Genomic DNA, 19,992 nt, shown 5'->3' with positions numbered 1-19,992 from the left:
GGGATGACCCTCCGGGCGCCGGGTGGTGCTGCTGTCCTACCGGGTTGCTACTTGCGGACGGTGAACTGCGTCGAGTCCCGGGACGGCTCGAACTTCGCCGCACCCAGGTAGTCGGCGACGACGAGCTTCCTGCCCGCCTTGGCGATCTTCGGCAGCTTGACGGTGGCCCGGCCGTTCTTGAGCCACACGGTCTTGGAGAAGCCACTGATCCGGACAGTCACCTTGCCGTTGACCTTCTGCCTCCAGCTGGTCACCCGGACCGTCGCGGTCGGGGTGGTCTTGGAGGCACGGACCTTCGAGGGCGTGATCTTCACGCTCGTCGTGGTCCTCGCCTTGACGACCGTGACCCGGGTGACGTCACTGGCCTGCTCGGTGGTGTCGTTGCCGACGTAGAGCAACTCGATCTCCTTGACGCCCAGGGTCCCGAAGGTGCCCAGGTTGATCCTGGTGCTGCCGTCCTCGAGCTCACCGGCACCGGCGAGCTTCCCGTCGACGTACGCGACCACGAATCCGGTCGGGACGAAGCCGTCGGCGGTGACGGTCGCAGTCGCCACCACCCGGTTGGCCCCGACCGCTGGCCGGGTGTTGTTCACCGTGGCCGCAAGCGTCGCGGTCGCCTTCTCGACCGTGACCACGACCGGTGCACTGCTCACCACATCGCCGTCCGTGTGGCGCACGGTCAGTGCGTTGCCGCCCACCTCCAGCTCGGTCGAATCGAACTCGATCCAACTCGAGCCGTCCGCGAGGGTGCCGGAGGCCAGGACGGTGTCGCCGTCGAGGAGGTCCACCGTGCCGGTCGTCTCGGCCGGAGTGACACTCACCTCGACGGTGCCGTTATTGCCATAGGCGACCGGCTCGGCGGTCGCGGAGAGTGTCACCGGTGCGGGCGGCCCCTCAGCGACGGGCAGACCCACCTCGGTCCCGGACGGAGCCACCCGCGCCGAGATCGTGTAGCTGCCCACCAGCTCGGACGGAGCCGTGAACGAGACGGCGGCCGTCCCCTCGCTGACCGGGAACGTCCCGACAGAGGTGGAACCGTTGGCTCCGGTGAGGAACACCTCGACCGCCTCGTTCGTGGGCGAACCCAGCGAGTTCAGGTCGAGGCCGGTGAACTCGAACGAGACCGAGTCGCCGGCGACGACCTCGGCAGGCATGCCGGGAGCATTGACCTGCTGACGGGCGAAGTCCGGCGAGATCGGCTTGTGGGTCTTCAGGTAGTTGATCCACAGGTCACGGTCGACCAGGCCGGTGTCGGAGGCCTCACCCTTGGCGAAGGCGCTGAAGTTGTCACCACCCGAGGCAAGGAACGAGATGGTCGAGATCGTGTAGACCCGTTCCAGGTCCAGCGGCTCCCCGTCGACGATGACCGAGGTGATCCGCTCGCCTCGCGGCATGGATGCGTCCGTGGTCACCCGGACGTTGTCCGAGAGGCCGAGGTTGAGCACCGGACGCGAGTTCGTCGCCGGCTGCCACTGCTGTTCGAGTGCCTCCTTGAGGTCGGCCCCCTTCAGCTTCACCAACGACACGTTGTTGACGAACGGCAGCACCGCGTTGGCCTCGGCATAGGTGACGACGCCGTCGGTGTTGGCCGGATTCTTCGTGGTGTCACCCGCAAACAGCAGCTCGGCGCGCAGGCCGCCGCCCGCGTTGACGATGCCGATGTCGGCCGTCATCCCCTCGGGCAGGCCGTCACGAAGTGCGTTGCCGACGAGCTCGCCCAGCGTGGACTCCTCGCCACGCTGGTCGCGGGTGGTGCCGTTGTAGGCCGTGGTGATGTCCGCGGTGATCTCGCCGACCGGCTCGTTGCCGACCTCTCCGGCATGGGTGATCGCGTCGTCGACGATGCCCTTGACCTGGGCCACCCGGGGATACTTCGCGACCAGCTCGTCATCGGCGACCGACGTCCGTGCGACGTTCTTCGCGGTGTAGGCCGAGACCGCTCCGGTCGACCTGTCCACGGTGACCTCGACCTGGCCGACGTTGGCGCCATATTCACCGGTCTGCACGAGTGGACGGGTCCTGCCCTGTACGCCGGGCACGGGCGCGTCCCAGGCATAGACCTGGTGGGTGTGCCCGTTGAAGATCACGTCGACATCGGCGTCGAGGTTCGCGATCTCTGCGAACTCGCCACCCTTGGCGACCTCGGCGTCATAGTCCGAGCCCGCGCCCTTGGAGGCACCGGCGTGGAACGACGCGACGATCACGTCGGCCTCGCCGTTCTCGACGTTGCCGTCGGAGAGCTCGTTGGCGACCCGGTTCACCGCCGAGGCGGCGTTGCCGAACTCGATCTCGGTGATGCCGTCGGGCGAGACCAGCGACGACGTGGTCTCGGTGACCGCACCGACGACAGCCACGGTGACCCCGTCGACCTCGAAGCTGGCATATTCGGGGAGCACCGGGTCGGTGGTGCCCTTGGCATAGACGTTGGCACCCAGGTAGTCCCACTGAGCGTTGCGTGCGCCCTCGCTGCCGATCACCCGGTCGCGCAGGTCACCCCAGCCCTTGTCGAACTCGTGGTTGCCCACCGCCGAGGCGTCCAGGCCGAGTGCGTTCAGGACATCGATCGTCGGCTGGTCCTCATCGATCGCCGAAGCGAACTCCGAGGCACCGATCAGGTCGCCGGCCCCGACCAGGATGGTCCGTGAGTCACCGGCAGCCTCGGTGAGCTGCTCGATGGTGCCGGCCCACTTCACCGTGTTGGAGTTGATCCGCCCGTGGAAGTCGTTGATCCCGAGCAGGTTCAGCTTCACCTCGTCGGACTCCACCGCCCCGGCCTTGAGGCCGAGGACGACGGGGTCGTGGTCCGAGGACCGGAACGGGCCATCCTGGTGGAAGTCGGTGGCCCAGTAGTTCCAGCGGCTGTATTCCAACGCCACGGACTCACCAGCGTTGATGTTCCAAATGTCGGCGCCGGTGGAGCGGGCGACCGCGGCGTCGTTGGCGAGGATGTGGTCGAGCGACCCGGAGAGGCCCTGGTAGCTGTAGGACCACTTGCCGATCTCGAACTCCTGCTCCACGTCGGCATAGCCGGCGTCATAGAGGACCTGCAGCGGGTCCTCCTGGCCGTAGGAGTTGAAGTCGCCTGCGAGCAGCACGGCCTCGGTGCCGGTCTCGGCCTCGACGCCGGGCAGCCAGTCGCGCAGCGCCTCGGCCTGCAGGACCCGGGAGCCGTTGGAGGCACCCTGGCCGTCGCCGGTGTCCTCGTCGCCCGGGTTCGGGCCGGCCGATCCCTTGGACTTGAAGTGGTTGACCACGAACAGGAACGGCTCGCCACCGTCCTTGTCGGTGAACGCCTGGGCGATCGGCTCGCGAGCGTTCCCGAAGGCCTCGCCCTCGGCGCTCAAGTCGCCCAGCGCGTGCGCCTCGCCGGTCCGTTCCACCGAGGCGATCTTGTAGATGATCGCGTTGGTGATCACGTCCTGCTCGGAGACGGGGGGCAGGTCGGCCGAGGACGGGTTGGCCGCCCAGACCTCGGAGCCTGCGGCGGCGTTGAGCGCGTCGACCAGGGTGCGGGTCGCCTCGTCGGCCTCCTCGCCGAGTGCGGCGGAGTTCTCGATCTCCATCAGCCCGACGACGTCGGCGTCGAGCGCGTTGATGGCCGAGACGATCTTGGCCTGCTGGCGCTCGAGGTCCTCGGGATCCCAGGCGCCGCGCTGGTCACAACCACCCCTGACGTTGTTGCCGTCGCCGTCGTTGTCGTTGTAGGCCAGGCAGCCGGCGTCACCGACGTTGTCATCGTTCGCGTCGCCCAGGGTGGTGAAGTAGTTCAGGACGTTGAACGAGGCCACCTTGATCTCGGCGGTGCCCGCCTTGTTGATCAGTGCCTCGTCGGGTGCGTCGGTCCGGGTGTTCTCGAAGGTCGCGGGCGAGGTGGCGTTCTCGGGTCCGACCACGGGGCTCAACGGCTGGAACCGATAGCTCGGCGACGACGGCGATCCGCCCTCGGTGAAGATGACGTCGTTGTCGAACGTCGCCTTCGCGCCGACGCGGACCGGCTCGTCGTTGGAGAGGTAGGCCGGGGTCAGGTCGGGCTTGCCGGCGAATCCGGTCGAGGAGCCGTCGTCGAGGACGATGCCGCGCCGGGCGTTGTCCGCCTTCACGGCCTCTGCCTCGGCGGAACCGGGACGGGCGGCGTCGGTCCACTGGATCAGGGGCGTGTCGCCCTGGGCGAGGCCGACCTCGCCGTAGTTCATCGTGGCGTAGGTCTCGGTGACGGTGAACGCCCCTGCGGGGCGGTAGAGCATCCCCTCGAGCGACTCGCGCTGCTCGGGGCTGGTCGGCCAGGTGGAGGTGGCGACCGGGGCCTCGGCGGGCGTGTCCAGGGTGACGATGTCAGTCGCCTCGGCGACGTTGACCTGGGTTGCCCCGGCGAACTCGCCGGGCGTGCCCGAGACCTGGACGTGGTCGCCGGGCTGGACGGTGACTGCGCCGGCGCTCTGCTCCTGGCGCACGAAGACGCCGCGCGCGGCCGGTGCGCTGGAGAGGTCGAGGTCGGCGGCGCCGCTGCCCGGCTCCTGGATGTAGAAGCCGTAGAAGCCGCCGGCAGGATAGGCGGCGGTGACGACTCCGGTGGTGGTCACCGGTACGCCGTCCAGCGGGGTGATTGCGCCGTTGCCCTGGATCTCGGAGATCGTCGCGGCGATCGGGTCGGGGTCGGGCTCGGGTTCGGTTGGCTGGGTGCCCGGCGTGGGCGGGTTGCTGATCGTGAAGTCCGCGCCGTTGTCGTCGCTGTCCGCGCCCGCCGGGTCGCGGCTGATGCTGGCCGCGCTGGAGCCGGGGGCCGGTGCGGGGTTCGCACCCTCGTGGATCGCTGCGCTGCCGAAGCCGACGAAGTCGACGACTCGCTCGTCGGTGATCGTGGTGTTGCCGGCGCCGTCGGGGTCGATGCCGGTCGCGCTGTCGGCCAGGAAGACCTGGCCGTTGCTGCCGGACAGGTTCAGGGTGGAGCTGCCGACGAGGTCCACGTTCGGGACCGGCGTACCCACGTCGGCCTGGGAGGCCAGCTGGATCACGAAGTGGTCCCCGGGCGGCACGCTCCCGGACAGCGGCGCCACGCTGCCCGCGGCGTTGGTGTTGGTCGCGGAGCGATATTGCAGGGTCAGGTTCGACAGGTCGATCGCAGTGTCGGTGGGGTTGTGGAGCTCAATGAAGTCGTGGGTGTATATCGCTCCGCTGTTGCCACCACCGCCATAGACCTCGCTGATGACGAGGCCGGAGCCGTCGACTGCGGCGGTGGCGGTGGTCGCGATCGCAAGTGGCGACACGACGAGGGCGCCGACGGAGACGGCTGCGGCAGCCCTCACCATCGATCGCCAGGAGGGGCTGGACAATGTGACTCCCAAGGCAGTTCCGGACGGACGGGGCCAGGAGAGCGACCCGATTCGACCGGCCCAGCCTCGCGTCATGTTGTCTGAGCCTGGGCAACGCGTCTGGTGCCACGGGGAAACTTCCGGTGACGTTCGGGTTGCCGGAAGCGTGGATCAGGACACTGGCCCGAGTCAGTGTGCGAACCCGCAGTCAAGCACTGCCGGACAGCGACGGCAAGAGTCGTGATCGACTCGTTAGGCAGTGGCTCCGGACCGCTGCTTCCAGGCGTCGCGGAAGAACTCGTAGCCCGACCAGAGGGTCATCACGACAGCACCGGCAAGGAGCACCTGGCTGGCGTAGAAGAGGATCTCGCCGAGCAGCTCGAGGCTGCCCTCCACCTGGCGCAGGGGCAGGCACAGGCCGGCCAACGCCACGGCCTGGAGCATGGTCTTGATCTTGCCGCTCCGGGCGGCGGCGATGACCACGTTCTTCATGATCGAGAGCCGCAGGAGCGTCACGCTCCACTCGCGCAGCAGCACCAGGATGGTCACCCACCACCAGATGTCGCCGACGATCGAGAGGCCGATGAAGGCCATCCCGGTGATCGCCTTGTCCGCGATCGGGTCGGCGATCTTGCCGAAGTCGGTGACCAGGTTGCGGGCGCGGGCGATGTCGCCGTCGACCTTGTCGGTGATCATCGCGACCACGAAGATCGTGAACGCGACCAGGCGCCAGGTGATCGAGTCGCCGCCGTCCATGAGCAGTGCCCATGCAAAGAACGGGACGAGCACGATCCGCAGCGTGGTCAGCGCGTTGGGCAGGTTCCAGTTGCTGGGCCTTGCCTCGATCTCGCCGCTCATCGAGCCGCCTGCGCGATCAGGTCGACGCCGTCGGTGCCGACGACGGTGGCCGCGACCATGTCACCGATCACTGCACCCTCAGGGAGGTCCTCGATCGTAGTGGTGCCGTCGACCTCGGGGCCCTGGTGGGCGCCGCGTCCCTCACCCACGCCGTCGACGATGCTCTCGAGCAGTACGTCGACGTGCTCGCCGATCCGCTCCTCGGCGCGCTGCGCGTTGAGCTCCTCCACGAGTGCCGTGACGTGCTCGGTGCGCTCGCGCACCTCGTCCTCGTCGAGCTTGGAGTCGAAGCCCTCGGCCTCGGTGCCGTCCTCGTCGGAATAGCCGAACACGCCGGTCACATCCATCCGGGCGGCGACCAGGAAGTCACACAGGGTCTGCAGGTCGTCCTCGGTCTCGCCGGGGAACCCGACGATCACGTTGGAGCGGACGCCGGCCGTGGGAGCCAAGCGGCGGACCTTGTCGAGCAGGCCCAGGAAGCTCTCCGGGTCACCGAAGCGACGCATCCGGCGCAACACAGGCGCGGAGGCGTGCTGGAAGGAGAGGTCGAAGTAGGGAACGACGCCGGGGGTGTTTGCGATCGTCTCGATCAGACCGTCCCGGGTCTCGGCCGGCTGCAGGTAGGAGACCCGCACCCGCTCGAGGCCGTCGATGGCGGCGAGCTCGGGGAGCATCGTCTCGAGCAGTCGCAGATCTCCCAGGTCCTTGCCGTAGGACGTGGAGTTCTCGCTGACCAGGAACAGCTCCTTGACGCCCTGCTCGGCAAGCCACTGGCCCTCGGCGAGCACGTCACTGGGGCGTCGGCTGACGAACGAGCCACGGAAGCTCGGGATGGCGCAGAACGAGCAGCGTCGGTCGCATCCGGAGGCCAGCTTGAGCGGAGCCATCGGGCCACCGTCGAGACGACGGCGTACGGCGCGAGGGCCGGAGGCCGGGGCCTGGTCGGCGGACAGGTCCGGTGCGTCCACCGCGGGTGCGCCGTGGCCGGGGACGCTGAGCGTGCTGGCGTCGCGGTCGACCGGAGAGATCGGCAGCAGCAGGCGACGGTCCGCGGGCGTGTGCGGGTGGTGGGTCTCCCCCGCCAGGATCGAGCGCAACCGGTCCGCGATGTCGGGGTAGTCGTCGAAGCCCAGGACGGCATCAGCCTCGGGCAACGAGGCCGCGAGGTCCTTGCCGTAGCGCTCGGCGAGGCAGCCGACGGCGACGACGGCGCGGGCGCGGCCATCGGCCTTGAGGTCGGATGCCGCGAGCAGGGTGTCGACGGAGTCCTTCTTGGCCGCCTCCACGAAGCCACACGTGTTGACCACGACGGTGTCTGCGTCCTCGGGGTCATCGACGAGCCGGAAGCCGTCGGCCTCGAGCCGGCCCGCGAGTTCCTCGGAGTCGACCTCGTTGCGGGCACAACCGAGGGTCACCATGGAGACGGAGATCAGTCCGTCCGTGGGGCGTGTGTCTGAAGTCGTCATGGTTGGTCCTGAGTATGCCTTGCGACGAGGCCTTTCGGCACAACGACGACCCGGTGAGAGGCCCCACACCCGGTGAGAAATGCATCGACGCCGGCGTCGATCTCCTTGCGGATGTCGGCGCCGGCGTCGGGTGCTGCCTGGCTGTTCAGTCCTTCTGGGTCAGTCTTCCCGGTCAGTCTTCCCGGTCAGTCCTTGTCGGTGGCTGCGCGATAGGACTTGCTGGCTTCCTTGCCGTCCTGGCCCAGGCTGCCGCGCGGTTCTCCGTCGATCTCGACCTCGATCGCGCCGGCGTCCTCGGCAGTGACCCGGACCGGCGGGAGCACGTCGATGCGGTGCACCTCGCCGTAGTCGACGCTGTCGTCGAAGACGACCTTCTTGTTGCCGTCTCGCACCTCGAGCTGGGTCGAGCTGGTCGAGCTCACCTTGAGGGTGACGTTCTCGCTCATCGGCGCGGTCTGGTTGGGGCCGTCGGATCCGTTGAGGATCGGGGCAGGGTTCTGGATCTCGACGGGCGAGTCCATCGCCAGACGGGCGATCGACCAGGCCAGGACCAGGGTCATCACCACGGCGATCATCAGCGACCAGTTGGGGCCACCCTTGGTCGCGCGCAGCCCTCCCCCGGCACCTGTGCCGAGCTCGGCCTCGAACACCCGGCGCGCGTTGATCGGGGCGTCCGCATACTTCTCGTCGTACGCCGTCAGCAGCGGCGCCGCGTCAAGACCGAGGACCCGTGCCAACGTCCGCAGGTGACCGCGGGCATAGAAGTCGCCACCGCATGCGTGGAAGTCGTCGACCTCGATCGACTCAAGCACGTGCGGACGGATCCGGGTCCGGTCGGCGAGAGCGTCGATGCTCAGCCCGATCCGGGTGCGGGCCGCGGCGATGTCGGGACCGATCACCGGCTCGCTGGCCGGCTCCACGGCGAAGTCGTCGATCACCAGTGGCTCGACCACGTCGCCCGCGGTCGCGATCGGGCGCACCCGGTCGCCCCACATGACGGTGTCCTCGACCAGGCTCACGCTGCCGTCGCGGCGCAGCTCGCGCCCCTCGGGCAGAGTGCGGTCCGAGGTGGACTCGTCCAGTTTGCGCGCGGCCGTGCCCTCCAGGACCAAGTTGCTGCGGATCTCGATGCGGGCCACCGAGGTGGCCTCGCGCAGCGGCTGCGGGGTGGGACTGGCGACGATCGGTGCGGTGCTCTCGCCGGTGGCGCCAGAGCCGGCCCCGACGGGGGTCTCGCCAGGTTCGAGGTCGGCGTCGTCCGCGGTTCGGTCCGCTCGGACCAGGCGCTCGGCGACACGGGTGCGGAGCGTGGTGAGAGCCGTCACGAAACGGGCGGGGCGGGGCTCCGCGGTGTCGTGCGTACGGTCGTCGCTCGTCTCCGCATCGCTCGACCCGCTCTCGTGGATCGACTCTGGATCACGGAACGGACCGGCGTCACGGATCCCGGTCCCATCGCTCGACCTGGTCTCGACGTACTGACCGTCGGTCTCGGAGTCATGCGAGACCCGGTGGTCGTCGACCGGGGCGCCGAAGTCAGCTGCGTCTGCGGATTCGGGGGCTGACGGCGCAACCTCCACCACGTGGGTGGTGGCACCGGCCAGCATCCGCAGCGAGGTGGTCAGGTCCTCGGACAGGTCGCCGACCCGGGTGGAGAGCCCGAGCGGCACCGCCAGGGGCGCACCGTGCAGTCGCTGGCTCCACGTGCTCTGGCGTCGGCCCGACGAGTCGAGCTCGGTCAGGACACGGTCCACGTTGTGCGGGTGCAGCACGATCAGGCCGTCGCGGAAGAGTCCACGACGCGGGGTGTGCTCGATCGACTCCAGCGCTCCCCACGGGAGTCCCCGCCACACGCGACCGAGTCGCAGGCGGACGCCCTGGCTGTCCGCAACGAGCAGCGGCGTACGGGCGTCGACCAGGGCGTGCAGCCAGACAGCGCCGAGCACGCCGGTGATGGCGAACAACGTCCAGTCCAGGACTGCGCCGGTCTGCACGGCACGGCCGAGCCAGGCGATGGCCACCGCGGACGACACCACGCCGACCAGGCCGGCCAGCCCCGAGTTGCGACGGATCTCGATGATCTCGGGGGCGGTGCCGAGCACGTTGCCCGTGGTCTCCTCCCGAGGGTCGCCGACCAGGTCGTAGGACTCCTGTGCGCTCACATCTCCCCCTGCAGGGTCGCAATGACTGAATCGAGTTCGTCGGGCTTGATCAGGACGTCGCGGGCCTTGGATCCCTCACTTGGGCCCACCACTCCCCTGCTCTCCATGATGTCCATCAGGCGTCCGGCCTTGGCGAAGCCGACGCGCAGCTTGCGCTGAAGCATCGAGGTCGACCCGAACTGCGTCGACACCACGAGCTCGACGGCCTGGACCACCAGGTCGAGGTCGTCGCCGATGTCGTCGTCCAGGTCGCGCTTGCTCTGGGCCGGGGCCGTGACGTCCTCGCGGTAGGTCGGCTCCAGCTGCTCCTTGACGTGCTTGACGACCGCGGCGATCTCGGCCTCACTCACCCAGGAGCCCTGCACGCGCACGGCCTTGCTGGCGCCCATCGGAAGGAACAGCCCGTCACCCTGTCCGACCAGCTTCTCGGCGCCGGGCTGGTCGAGGATGACCCGACTGTCGGCCAGCGACGAGGTCGCGAAGGCGAGCCGGGACGGGACGTTGGCCTTGATCAGGCCGGTGACGACGTCGACGCTGGGGCGTTGCGTTGCCAGGATCAGGTGGATCCCGGCAGCGCGGGCCAGCTGGGTGATCCGGACGACCGCGTCCTCGACGTCGCGCGGAGCGACCATCATCAGGTCCGCGAGCTCGTCGACCACGACGCACAGGTAGGGGTAGGGAGCGAGCTCGCGCTCGCTGCCAGCGGGAAGCTCGACCTTGCCCGCACGCACCGCCTTGTTGAAGTCGTCGACGTGACGGAAGCCGAAGTTGGCCAGGTCGTCATAGCGCTGGTCCATCTCGCGCACGACCCACTGGAGGGCCTCGGCGGCCTTCTTGGGGTTCGTGATGATCGGCGTGATCAGGTGCGGGATGCCCTCGTAGGCGTTCAGCTCGACCCGCTTGGGGTCGACCATGATCATCCGGACCTCGTCCGGGGTCGAGCGCATCAGCAGCGAGGTGATCATCGAGTTGATGAAGCTGGACTTTCCGGACCCGGTCGCACCGGCGACCAGGAGGTGCGGCATCTTCGCCAGGTTGGCGACGACGAATCCACCCTCGACGTCCTTGCCGAGCCCGACCACCATCGGGTGGTGGTCGGAGCGTGCGGTGTTGGAGCGCAGGACGTCGCCGAGGGTGACGATCTCCTTGTCCACGTTGGGGATCTCGACACCGATCGCCGACTTCCCCGGGATCGGGCTGAGGATCCGGACGTCGGCCGAGGCGACGGCGTAGGCGATGTTCTTGGACAGCGCCGTGACCTTCTCGACCTTGATGCCGGGGCCCAGCTCGACCTCGTAGCGGGTCACCGTGGGACCGCGGGTGTAGCCGGTCACGTGGGCGTCGATGCCGAATTCGTCGAGCACCTGGGTCAGGCGGTCGACCACGGCATCGGAGGCCTTGGACTTCGCCTTGTGCACCGAGCCCGGCTTGAGCGCGTCGCTCTGGGGCAGGGAGTAGGTGATGTCGCCGGAGAGGGCGAGCTGCTCGACCCGCTGCGGGAGCTGTGCGTGCGACGGCGGCTCGAGGCCGGGCTTGACCTCGTCGGCCTGGATCGGGTCGGGCACGACCGGGGTCGGCGGCTCGGGAACGCTCACGTCGCCGTCCAGCTCCTGGGCGACGTCGAGTGCGTCCTTCTTGCGGCGACGCTTCTTCACCTCGCGGTCCTCGAGCACCGGGGTGTCGTAGGCGGGGTCGCCGAGGTCCGGGTCGATCTCCTCGTCGCCGGCACTCTTGCGGGAGCGGCGGGCGCGGATCGGCTCGGTGCTCTCCTCATCGGTCTCGGGGACGGAGCGTCCGAGCAGCCAGTCGCGTGTCTGGGCCATCCGGGCGGGGATCTGGTAGACGGGCGTCGCCGAGACGATCAGCACGCCGAACACGGCGAGCAGCGCCAGCAGCGGCACCACGACGTACGCCGAGCGCAGCAGGTCCAGCAGCAGGCTGGAAACGACGTAGCCGATCGCTCCCCCGGCCTGCTGGAGACGCTCGGTGTCGCCCATCACGGGGCGCGGGCTGCCGTTGGCGATGTGCACGATGCCGAGCACACCGAAGCAGAGAGCGGCCCAGCCGATGATCTGGCGACCCACCGGCCCGTTGCGCTCGGGGTCGCGCAGGTTGCGCCAGCCGACGTAGACCAGCACCAGCGGTACGAACCAGGCCAGCTTGCCGACCGAGCCGGCGATCATCGTGCGGAAGGCGTCCATCACGCCACCCGGCAGCTGCCACCACACGGCGGCGGCGACGACCAGGGCCAGGCCGAACAGGGCCAGTCCGATCCCGTCGCGGCGCTGCTCCGGGTTGATGTCTCGCGCGCTGCGACCGATCGACCGCGCGGTCGCGCCGACGGCGTGGGCGATGCCCAGCCAGAGGGCTGCGATCGCGCTGCCAAGGGCCACGAAGACGCGCAGAATCGGTCCAGGTCCAGAACGAACAGCTCGAGGCGCTGGGCGCGAGCCCCCAGTGGGCTTGCGCTTCGTCGTCGGCTTTCGCTTGGCCTGGCTGCCTGTACTCCGGGGTCGGGTGCTCGAGGATGCCCCGGAACGATTCTTTGCAGAACTGCTCCTGGACGTGCTCTTGCTCCGCGAACCCGGCGGGGAAGACGTACGGGTCGCCATGCTCAGGACTCTAGGCGATCGTCACACCAGTCACAGGGATAACAGGATGCGTGTCGCAGGGCGTCGGAGATCTTTCGGTGATCAACCCGTTATCCGAAAGCCTTGCGTCAGGTCTGGACCATCGCGGGCGTTCTCCCTAATGTGACCCAAGTCATGTGCACACCCCCGCCATGACATCTCGGAAAGATTCTGGAGGGCACCATCGTGAAGTTCCTCAGGCAGGGCATCGCCCTGACCGTTGTGGGAGCTGGCCTCGCAGCCATACCCACACTCGCGTCTGCGCCGGCAGCGGCAAAGGACGACACATCGACGAAGATCCAGGCCATGCGCAGCCAGGCCGACGGGTCAACGACCATCCGCAAGGAGAAGGCGACCGGCAAGGTGGGCTTCATCCGCGCCGGCCGTGGCGGCGACCTGATGCCGGGCAACTCCGGCGGGGCCACCGCCAAGGCTGACGCCTATCTCGATGACTTCGCTCCCGCCTTCGGCGCTCCTCGCGGGCAGCTGGTGCGCGACAGCGTGACCAAGGGCGTCAGCGGCTCGACGGTCAACTACGTCCAGGAGTACAAGGGTGTCCCGGTCTTCGGCAGCCTGGTCCGCGCACACGTCGACGCCGACGGCGACCTGACCAGCGTCAACGGTGAGACCGTCCCGGACCTCAAGCTCTCGGTCACCCCGAAGATCACGAAGAAGCAAGCGGCAGCGAACGCGATCCGTGCGGTGCGGGCGAACCCGCCGGGCCACGACGGCGCCAAGGGCGACACCAAGGGCATCAAGGCGGCCAGCACCGAGCTGATGGTCTATCGCACGGGCCTGGTCAACGGCTCCGAGGGCGAGAACACCTTGGTCTATCGCGTCGAGGTCACCAACGAGAAGAACGTTCGCGACATCGTGTTCATCTCCGCCGACTACGGCAAGCCGGTGAACCGCTACTCGATGATCCACGACGCACTCGACCGGGTTCTCTTCGAGGCAGACGCCGACCGGAACCTGACCCAGGTCTGGGAGGAGGGCGATGCGCTGCCCGGCACCCTGAACGAGGACCAGGAGAGCATGGTCCGCTCCACCGGCGAGTCCTACTGGTTCTTCCAGAACGCCTTCGGACGTGACTCGTTCGACGGCAAGGGCGCCACGATGTACACCATCAACAACGACCCGGCCATCTCGTGCCCGAACGCCAACTGGAACGGGCAGACCACCAACTACTGCGACGGCGTCAGCTCCGACGACGTGGTCGCGCACGAGTGGGGTCACGCCTACACCGAGTTCACCCACGGTCTGATCTACCAGTGGCAGGCCGGTGCCCTCAACGAGTCCTACTCCGACATCTGGGGCGAGACCATCGACCTGATCAACGGGCGGCTCGACGAGGGTGAGGGCGACCTGAGCACCCCGCGCACGGTCAACGCCTGCTCGTCCTACTCCCCCGCGAAGCCGCTGTTGACCATCAACAGCCCGAGCTCGATCGCTCGCGACTGCCTCACCGGTGGCGCCTCGTTCGGTGCCCAGCTCGACGCGACCGGGATCACCGGTGACGTCGCGGCTCCGACCGATGCTGTGGAGGAGGGCGGCACGGCCACCGACGGTTGCTCGCCGTACAACGAGGACGTCACCGGCAAGGTGGTCCTGGTCGACCGCGGCATGTGCGCCTTCACCCAGAAGGCCGAGGTTGCCAAGGCCGAGGGCGCTGCTGCGCTGATCATCGGCAACAACGATGACGCCGCGCTGGGCATGTCCGGCACGGACGAGACGCTGCCGGCCACGGTCTCGATCGGCCTGACCGACCGCGAACTGATCCGCACCGCGATCGCCGGTGGCGACACGGTCAACATCACCATGAAGGACGCCGGCGGCGATCGTGCCCCGTCGTACCGCTGGCTGATGGGCGAGAAGTCCGACGCCTTCGGTGGCGCGATCCGCGACATGTGGAACCCGACCTGCTACGGCGACCCGGGCAAGGTCACCGACGCCGAGTACAAGTGCGCCACCGACGACAACGGCGGTGTGCACAGCAACTCCGGTGTGCCGAACCACGGCTATGCACTGCTCGTCGACGGTGGCACCTACAACGGCACCGCCGTGAAGGGGATCGGTCTCACCAAGGCTGCGCACATCTACTTCAAGGCGATGAACGAGTACCAGACGCCGGTCAGCAACTTCGTGGACCACGCTGACTCGCTCGAGGCCTCGTGCGTCGACCTGACCGACAAGCGGTTGACCAAGCTCAGCACCAGCGAGGACGACGCCCAGAGCGCCACCGAGAAGATCAGCACCGACGACTGCGCGCAGGTCGCCGCGATGATCAAGGCCGTCGAGCTCCGCACCGAGCCGGTGCAGTGCGAGTTCGAACCGCTGCTCCCCGACGAGGCCGGCAGCGCATGTGGCGAGGGCTTCAAGACCACCAGCGTCTTCGAGGAGACCTTCGACGAGGGCTTCGGCGACTGGACCCAGGCCGAGGAACTGGCCGAGGGCGCCCAGCGCGGCTTCGCCTGGGAGACCTCGAACCAGGCACCCGACCACGAGGGTGGCGTGGCCTTCGGCCCCGACCCCATCGAGGGTGACTGTGTTCCGGGCAGCGATGACATCTCCAGTGCCAACTCGCTGATCAGCCCCGAGATCGAGGTTCCCAACGGCGTCTCGGCCGTCGTCTCGTTCGACCACTACGTGGCCACCGAGAGCGGCTGGGACGGTGGTCTGGTCCGGGTCAAGGTCAACAACGGCCAGTTCGAGACCGTTCCGTCCGACGCCTACTTGGTCAACGGTCCGAACATGACCATGGAGACCGCGGACGCGGGCAACACCAGCCCGCTCGCCGGTGAGGAAGGCTTCTCGGGCACGGACGGTGGCGAGCTGCACGGCTCGTGGGGCACCTCGCGCATCGACCTGTCGAAGATCGGCGTCAAGGCCGGTGACAGCGTGCAGGTCGCGTTCGTGGCAGGCCGTGACGGCTGCAACGGCTTCGACGGCTGGTACGTCGACAACGTCGAGCTCGAGGTCTGCGAGGCAGTCGCCACGATGTCCGCGGTCCACGACCCCGAGCCGTCGCGCTACGGCCAGGCCTCCGACGTCAAGGTCAGCCTCACCTCCGGTGACGGCACCGTCCCGACCGGCAAGGTCACCGTCAAGCACAGCTGGAAGACCCTGGGCACCGACACGGTGGACAGTGAGGGCAAGGCGAGCGTGAAGGTCCCGACCAACCTCAAGGCCGGCAGCTACACGCTGACCGTGAGGTATTCGGGTGACGACACTTTCGAGGCCGTCACCGAGGAACTCCCGATCACCGTGAGCCGGGCGCGCACCAGCACCAGCGCGAAGGCCTGGCCCACCAAGATCAGGCGCTCCGGCTCGACGAATGCCACTGTCACGGTCCGGGCGAGCACTGGTGGCAAGCCCACCGGAACGGTCACCCTGGTCGCCAACGGCAAGTCCGTCGGCACGGCGTGGCTCCGCGGCGGCAAGGTGCGGATCAACATCAAGGGCACGTCGCTCAGGATCGGCACCAACAAGATCCGGCCGCGCTTCAACGGCTCGGCCAACTTCGCGCCCAGCACGGGCAAGACCTTCTATGTGAAGGTCGTCCGCTGACGCGAAAGCTCATTGATTGAATCTCGAACGCCCACTCCCTGGATCTCCTGGGAGTGGGCGTTCGGGCATTTCGTGGTGCCGGCTTTCGGGCGTCGACGTCCGGGCGGCGACGCCTGGGCGGCGACGCCTGGGCGGCGACGCCTGGGCGGCGACGTTGGGCGGCCAGGTCAGGTGAGTGACTGGAGCCAGGGCACGACCACGAACGTGGTCGGCACGGCGAGCACGCCAAGAGCGAGGAGTACGACGAGTGCCGACTGGCCCCGGTGCGGTTCGACGTCGCCGAGGAGGCGGACCCGATCGGCCAGGGCCGGTCCGGCGGCACCCATCGCCGCCAGCGGCGCCCGGCCCTCGGCCAGCGCCACCAGGGCCCGGGCCAGTGGGAGCCGACCGGTACGGCGTACGGCGGCTCGGTCGGCCAGGACCTCCGCCAGCAACTGCACCTCGATAAGCGCCGCCTCGCTGGAGACCCAGTGCGGAAACGCCCGGTGCAGCACGCTGAATCCCTCCAGGACTAGGTCGTGGCGTGCCTTGAGGTGCGCCCGTTCGTGGGCCAGGACCGCGTCCACCTCATCACTGCGCAACCGCTCCAGCGCACCCGCGGAGACGACGACCCGCGACCCGGCCACACCGGGCAGGCAGTAGGCGACGGGGACGTCGTGCTCGACGACCCGGGCCCCGCGCTCGGTGCGTGCGAGCAGGTCGAGCTGGGCCCGGTGGCGACGACGCAGCGCGCGCAGGTTCGTTCCCACCCGGTGCCCGCTGAGCAACAGCCGACCCACGACCAGCAGGGTCAGGCCCAGGGCGATCGTGGCGACGGCGTACTCGAGGATCGTGCCGTTGTTGCGCCACGCCTTGGCGGTGGTCAGCGAAAGGCCGGCGCCAATCGCCGAGAGCACTGCTGCCATCGCCACGCTCTGCCACAGCAGCATGGCTGCCACCGGCGTACGGCGCAGGGCGGGCCAGCGGCTCATCAGGCTCGGGACCGGCCCGGCCAGCAGTACGGCGAGGCAGCCCAGGACGAGGGGTGTCATCGGTCGGTCAGGTCTGCCAGGGCCTGTTTGAGGGCTGCGATGTCGTCCTCACTGGCCTCCTCGACGAAGGCGACGAGTGCCGACTCGCGGGTGCCCTGCTTGAGCTCGGAGAGACTGTCGCGGATCAGCTCGGCGGTCATCGCCCCCTGGGAGGCGGCGGCGCGATAGCGGTAGGCCCGGCCCTCCTTGTGCTGCAGGACCACCGACTTCTTGGCCAGCCGATCCAGCACCGTCATCACCGTCGTGTAGGCGATGTCGCGGTCCTCGGCCAGGTTCGCGTGCACGTCGCGCACCGTCCACCACTGTTCTTCTCCTTCAGGAGCGGTCCAGAGCACGTCCATGACGGCACGTTCGAGGTCCCCCAAGCGGGGCGAGGGGCGCGGAATCCGAGGCATGGGTCCGATTGTACCTACGGATTTCGTCGTACTACAGTCTGTCGTAATTACTACAGTGCGTCGTAGTTGCCCCCGGGTACGAGGATCGGAGTCCTGCATGGAAGTTGTCGACATCGCTCGGTGGCAGTTCGGGATCATCACCGTCTACCACTTCCTCTTCGTCCCGATCACGATCGGGCTCTCCTTCATCATCGCCCTCTTCGAGACCTGCTGGGTGCGCACCCAGAACGAGCACTGGCTGCGGCTGACGAAGTTCTTCGGCAAGCTCTTCCTGATCAACTTCGCGATCGGCCTGGTGACCGGCATCGTCCAGGAATTCCAGTTCGGGATGAACTGGTCGGACTACTCGCGCTTCGTCGGCGACGTCTTCGGCGCCCCGCTGGCCATCGAGGGACTGCTCGCGTTCTTCCTCGAGTCCACGTTCCTTGGCCTGTGGATCTTCGGGTGGGACAAGCTGCCCCGGATGCTGCACGCGAGCTGCATGTGGCTGGTCCACATCGGCACCCTGCTCTCCTCCTACTTCATCCTCGCTGCCAACTCCTGGATGCAGCACCCGGTCGGCCACACCTACAACGAGGTCACCGGCCGTGCCGAGCTGACCGACTTCTGGGCGGTGATGTTCAACAAGGTGCAGCTGGTCGCCTTCCCGCACGTGGTCACCGCGTGCTACCTGACCGGAGGCGCCTTCGTGCTGGGCATCGCGGCCTGGCTCTACCTGCGCCGGAGGACTCGTGACGAGGACCGGCCGATGTATCTCACCGCCGTCCGCGTCGCTGCCTGGGTGACCCTGATCGGCGGCCTCGGTGTCGCGATCACCGGAGACCTGCAGGGCAAGGTCATGACCGAGGTGCAGCCGATGAAGATGGCCGCGGCCGAGGGGCTCTACGAGACCTCCGACTCCTGCGCGCCGTTCTCGGTGTTCACCCTGGGCACTCCCGACGGCAAGGAGGAGAAGTTCGCGGTGACCGTGCCGTGCCTGCTCTCCTTCCTGGGCACCGGCACCTTCGACGGCAAGGTCGAGGGGATCAACCCGCTGCGTGAGAAGTACGCCGAGACCTACGGCACCGACCCGGGCGCGACCTACTACCACCCCGAGGACTACGTCCCGATCATCCCGGTGACCTATTGGTCCTTCCGCTTCATGATCGGACTCGGGATGGCCGCTGCCGCCGGCGCGGCACTGCTCCTGTGGGGCACCCGCAAGGGCCGCCGCCCGACCGCGAAGTGGTGGTCGGTGATGGCCCTGGCCATCCCGTTCCTGGCCGTGTTCGGCAACTCGTTCGGCTGGATCTTCACCGAGATGGGCCGCCAACCGTGGGTGGTCTACGGGCTGATGACAGTCGACAACGCCGTCTCCCCCGGCGTGAGCACCACCGAGGCCTGGATCTCACTGCTCACCCTGACCGGGCTGTACGCCGTGCTCGCGGTGATCGAGTTCGGGCTGCTCACCCACTACATCAAGAAGGGCGCCGACGACTTCGTGGAGCCACCGGACCCGACGCTGCGCGGCGACGACGCCGACGACGACGCCCCGATGAACTTCGCCTACTGAGGAGGACGACATGGAACTGACGACACTCTGGTTCATCATCATCGCCTTCCTCTGGGTCGGCTACTTCGCACTCGAGGGCTTCGACTTCGGCGTCGGCACGCTGCTCCCGTTCCTGGCCCGCAACGACACCGAGCGCCGGGTGATGATCAACACCATCGGCCCGGTCTGGGACGGCAACGAGGTCTGGGTGCTGGTCGCCGGCGGTGCCACCTTCGCGGCGTTCCCGGAGTGGTACGCCACGCTCTTCAGCGGGTTCTACCTGCCACTGCTGCTGATCCTGGTCGCACTGATCCTGCGCGGCCTCGCCTTCGAGTATCGGCACAAGCGGCCCGAGGCCAAGTGGCAGGCGAACTGGGACCGGGCGATCATCTTCGGCTCCGTGATCCCGGCGTTCCTGTGGGGCGTCGCCTTCGCGAACATCGTGCGCGGCGTGCCGATCGACGCCGACTTCGAGTTCACCGGCACCGTCTTCACGCTGCTGAACCCCTATGGGCTGCTCGGCGGCATGGTCACCCTGAGCCTGTTCCTGACCCACGGAGCGATGTTCATCGCGCTGAAGACGGTCGGTGACATCCGGCACCGGGCCCGGGCGCTGGCGATCAAGCTGGGCCTCGTCGCTGCTGTGCTGGCCGTGGTGTTCATGGTCTGGACCCAGGCCGACACCGGGAACGCCCGCTCGGCGATCGCGTTCGTCCTGGCCGCGGTGGTGTTGCTCGCGGGTCTCTTCGCTGCTGCCAAGGGCCGCGAGGGCTGGGCCTTCACCGGCACCTTCGGGACGATCGCCCTCGCCGTCTCGGGCCTCTTCCTGGCCCTGTTCCCCGACGTGATGCCGTCCTCGACGGACGTGGCCAACTCGCTGACCACCACCAACGCCGCGGCCACGGCGTACACGTTGAAGGTGATGTCGTGGGTGGCGATCGCGTTCACGCCGATCGTGCTGATGTACCAGGCGTGGAGCTATTGGGTGTTCCGCAAACGGATCGGCACCCACCACATCCCGGCCACCCACTGAAGGACTGAGCAAC

The 19,992-nt window shown here is 68.2% G+C and carries 10 protein-coding genes; 3 read left to right on the top strand and 7 right to left on the bottom strand.

Annotated features, from left to right (window positions below; all coding sequences use genetic code 11):
- Positions 1-47: 47 nt before the first annotated feature.
- The 5 genes from BJ980_RS01255 to BJ980_RS01235 form a co-directional block, all read right to left on the bottom strand.
- Positions 48-5,330 (bottom strand): ExeM/NucH family extracellular endonuclease, encoded by a 5,283-nt coding sequence (locus BJ980_RS01255; protein ID WP_179500626.1) that lies wholly within the window; start codon positions 5,328-5,330, stop codon positions 48-50.
- 231 nt (positions 5,331-5,561) lie between these two features.
- Positions 5,562-6,167 (bottom strand): CDP-diacylglycerol--glycerol-3-phosphate 3-phosphatidyltransferase, encoded by a 606-nt coding sequence (gene pgsA, locus BJ980_RS01250; protein ID WP_179500625.1) that lies wholly within the window; start codon positions 6,165-6,167, stop codon positions 5,562-5,564.
- Positions 6,164-7,597: a 30S ribosomal protein S12 methylthiotransferase RimO gene (rimO, locus tag BJ980_RS01245; protein ID WP_343047894.1), complete on the bottom strand. Its 1,434-nt coding sequence runs from the start codon at positions 7,595-7,597 to the stop codon at positions 6,164-6,166. Before rimO ends, pgsA begins: the two co-directional genes overlap by 4 nt.
- A 221-nt stretch (positions 7,598-7,818) precedes the next feature.
- Positions 7,819-9,792 (bottom strand): RodZ domain-containing protein, encoded by a 1,974-nt coding sequence (locus BJ980_RS19380; protein WP_179500623.1) that lies wholly within the window; start codon positions 9,790-9,792, stop codon positions 7,819-7,821.
- Positions 9,789-12,404: an FtsK/SpoIIIE family DNA translocase gene (locus BJ980_RS01235; RefSeq protein ID WP_179500622.1), complete on the bottom strand. Its 2,616-nt coding sequence runs from the start codon at positions 12,402-12,404 to the stop codon at positions 9,789-9,791. Before BJ980_RS01235 ends, BJ980_RS19380 begins: the two co-directional genes overlap by 4 nt.
- Positions 12,405-12,728: 324 nt before the next feature.
- Between BJ980_RS01235 and BJ980_RS01230 the strand changes: the two genes are divergently transcribed.
- Entirely contained in the window at positions 12,729-15,989 is a 3,261-nt protein-coding gene (locus tag BJ980_RS01230; protein ID WP_179500621.1) for a M4 family metallopeptidase, read from the top strand.
- A 167-nt stretch (positions 15,990-16,156) separates the two neighbouring features.
- Here BJ980_RS01230 and BJ980_RS01225 read toward each other — a convergent pair whose 3' ends face one another.
- Positions 16,157-17,020, bottom strand: a complete 864-nt coding sequence (locus tag BJ980_RS01225; RefSeq protein WP_179500620.1) for a M56 family metallopeptidase — start codon at positions 17,018-17,020, stop codon at positions 16,157-16,159.
- A complete protein-coding gene (locus BJ980_RS01220) occupies positions 17,017-17,415 on the bottom strand; it encodes a BlaI/MecI/CopY family transcriptional regulator (RefSeq protein ID WP_179500619.1) in 399 nt (132 codons plus the stop codon). Before BJ980_RS01220 ends, BJ980_RS01225 begins: the two co-directional genes overlap by 4 nt.
- A 97-nt stretch (positions 17,416-17,512) precedes the next feature.
- On the opposite strand from BJ980_RS01220, the gene BJ980_RS01215 reads away from it, so the two are divergent.
- Together BJ980_RS01215 and cydB are read left to right on the top strand one after the other, a co-directional pair.
- A complete protein-coding gene (locus tag BJ980_RS01215) occupies positions 17,513-18,967 on the top strand; it encodes a cytochrome ubiquinol oxidase subunit I (protein ID WP_179500618.1) in 1,455 nt (484 codons plus the stop codon).
- A 10-nt stretch (positions 18,968-18,977) separates the two neighbouring features.
- Positions 18,978-19,979, top strand: a complete 1,002-nt coding sequence (gene cydB, locus BJ980_RS01210; protein ID WP_179500617.1) for a cytochrome d ubiquinol oxidase subunit II — start codon at positions 18,978-18,980, stop codon at positions 19,977-19,979.
- Positions 19,980-19,992 lie beyond the last annotated feature (13 nt).

The organism is Nocardioides daedukensis (genome assembly GCF_013408415.1).
In the GTDB taxonomy this organism is placed as follows: Bacteria; Actinomycetota; Actinomycetes; order Propionibacteriales; family Nocardioidaceae; genus Nocardioides; species Nocardioides daedukensis.
Note: the sequence above shows the minus strand (reverse complement) of the source record. Positions and strands in the feature narration are given on the sequence as shown.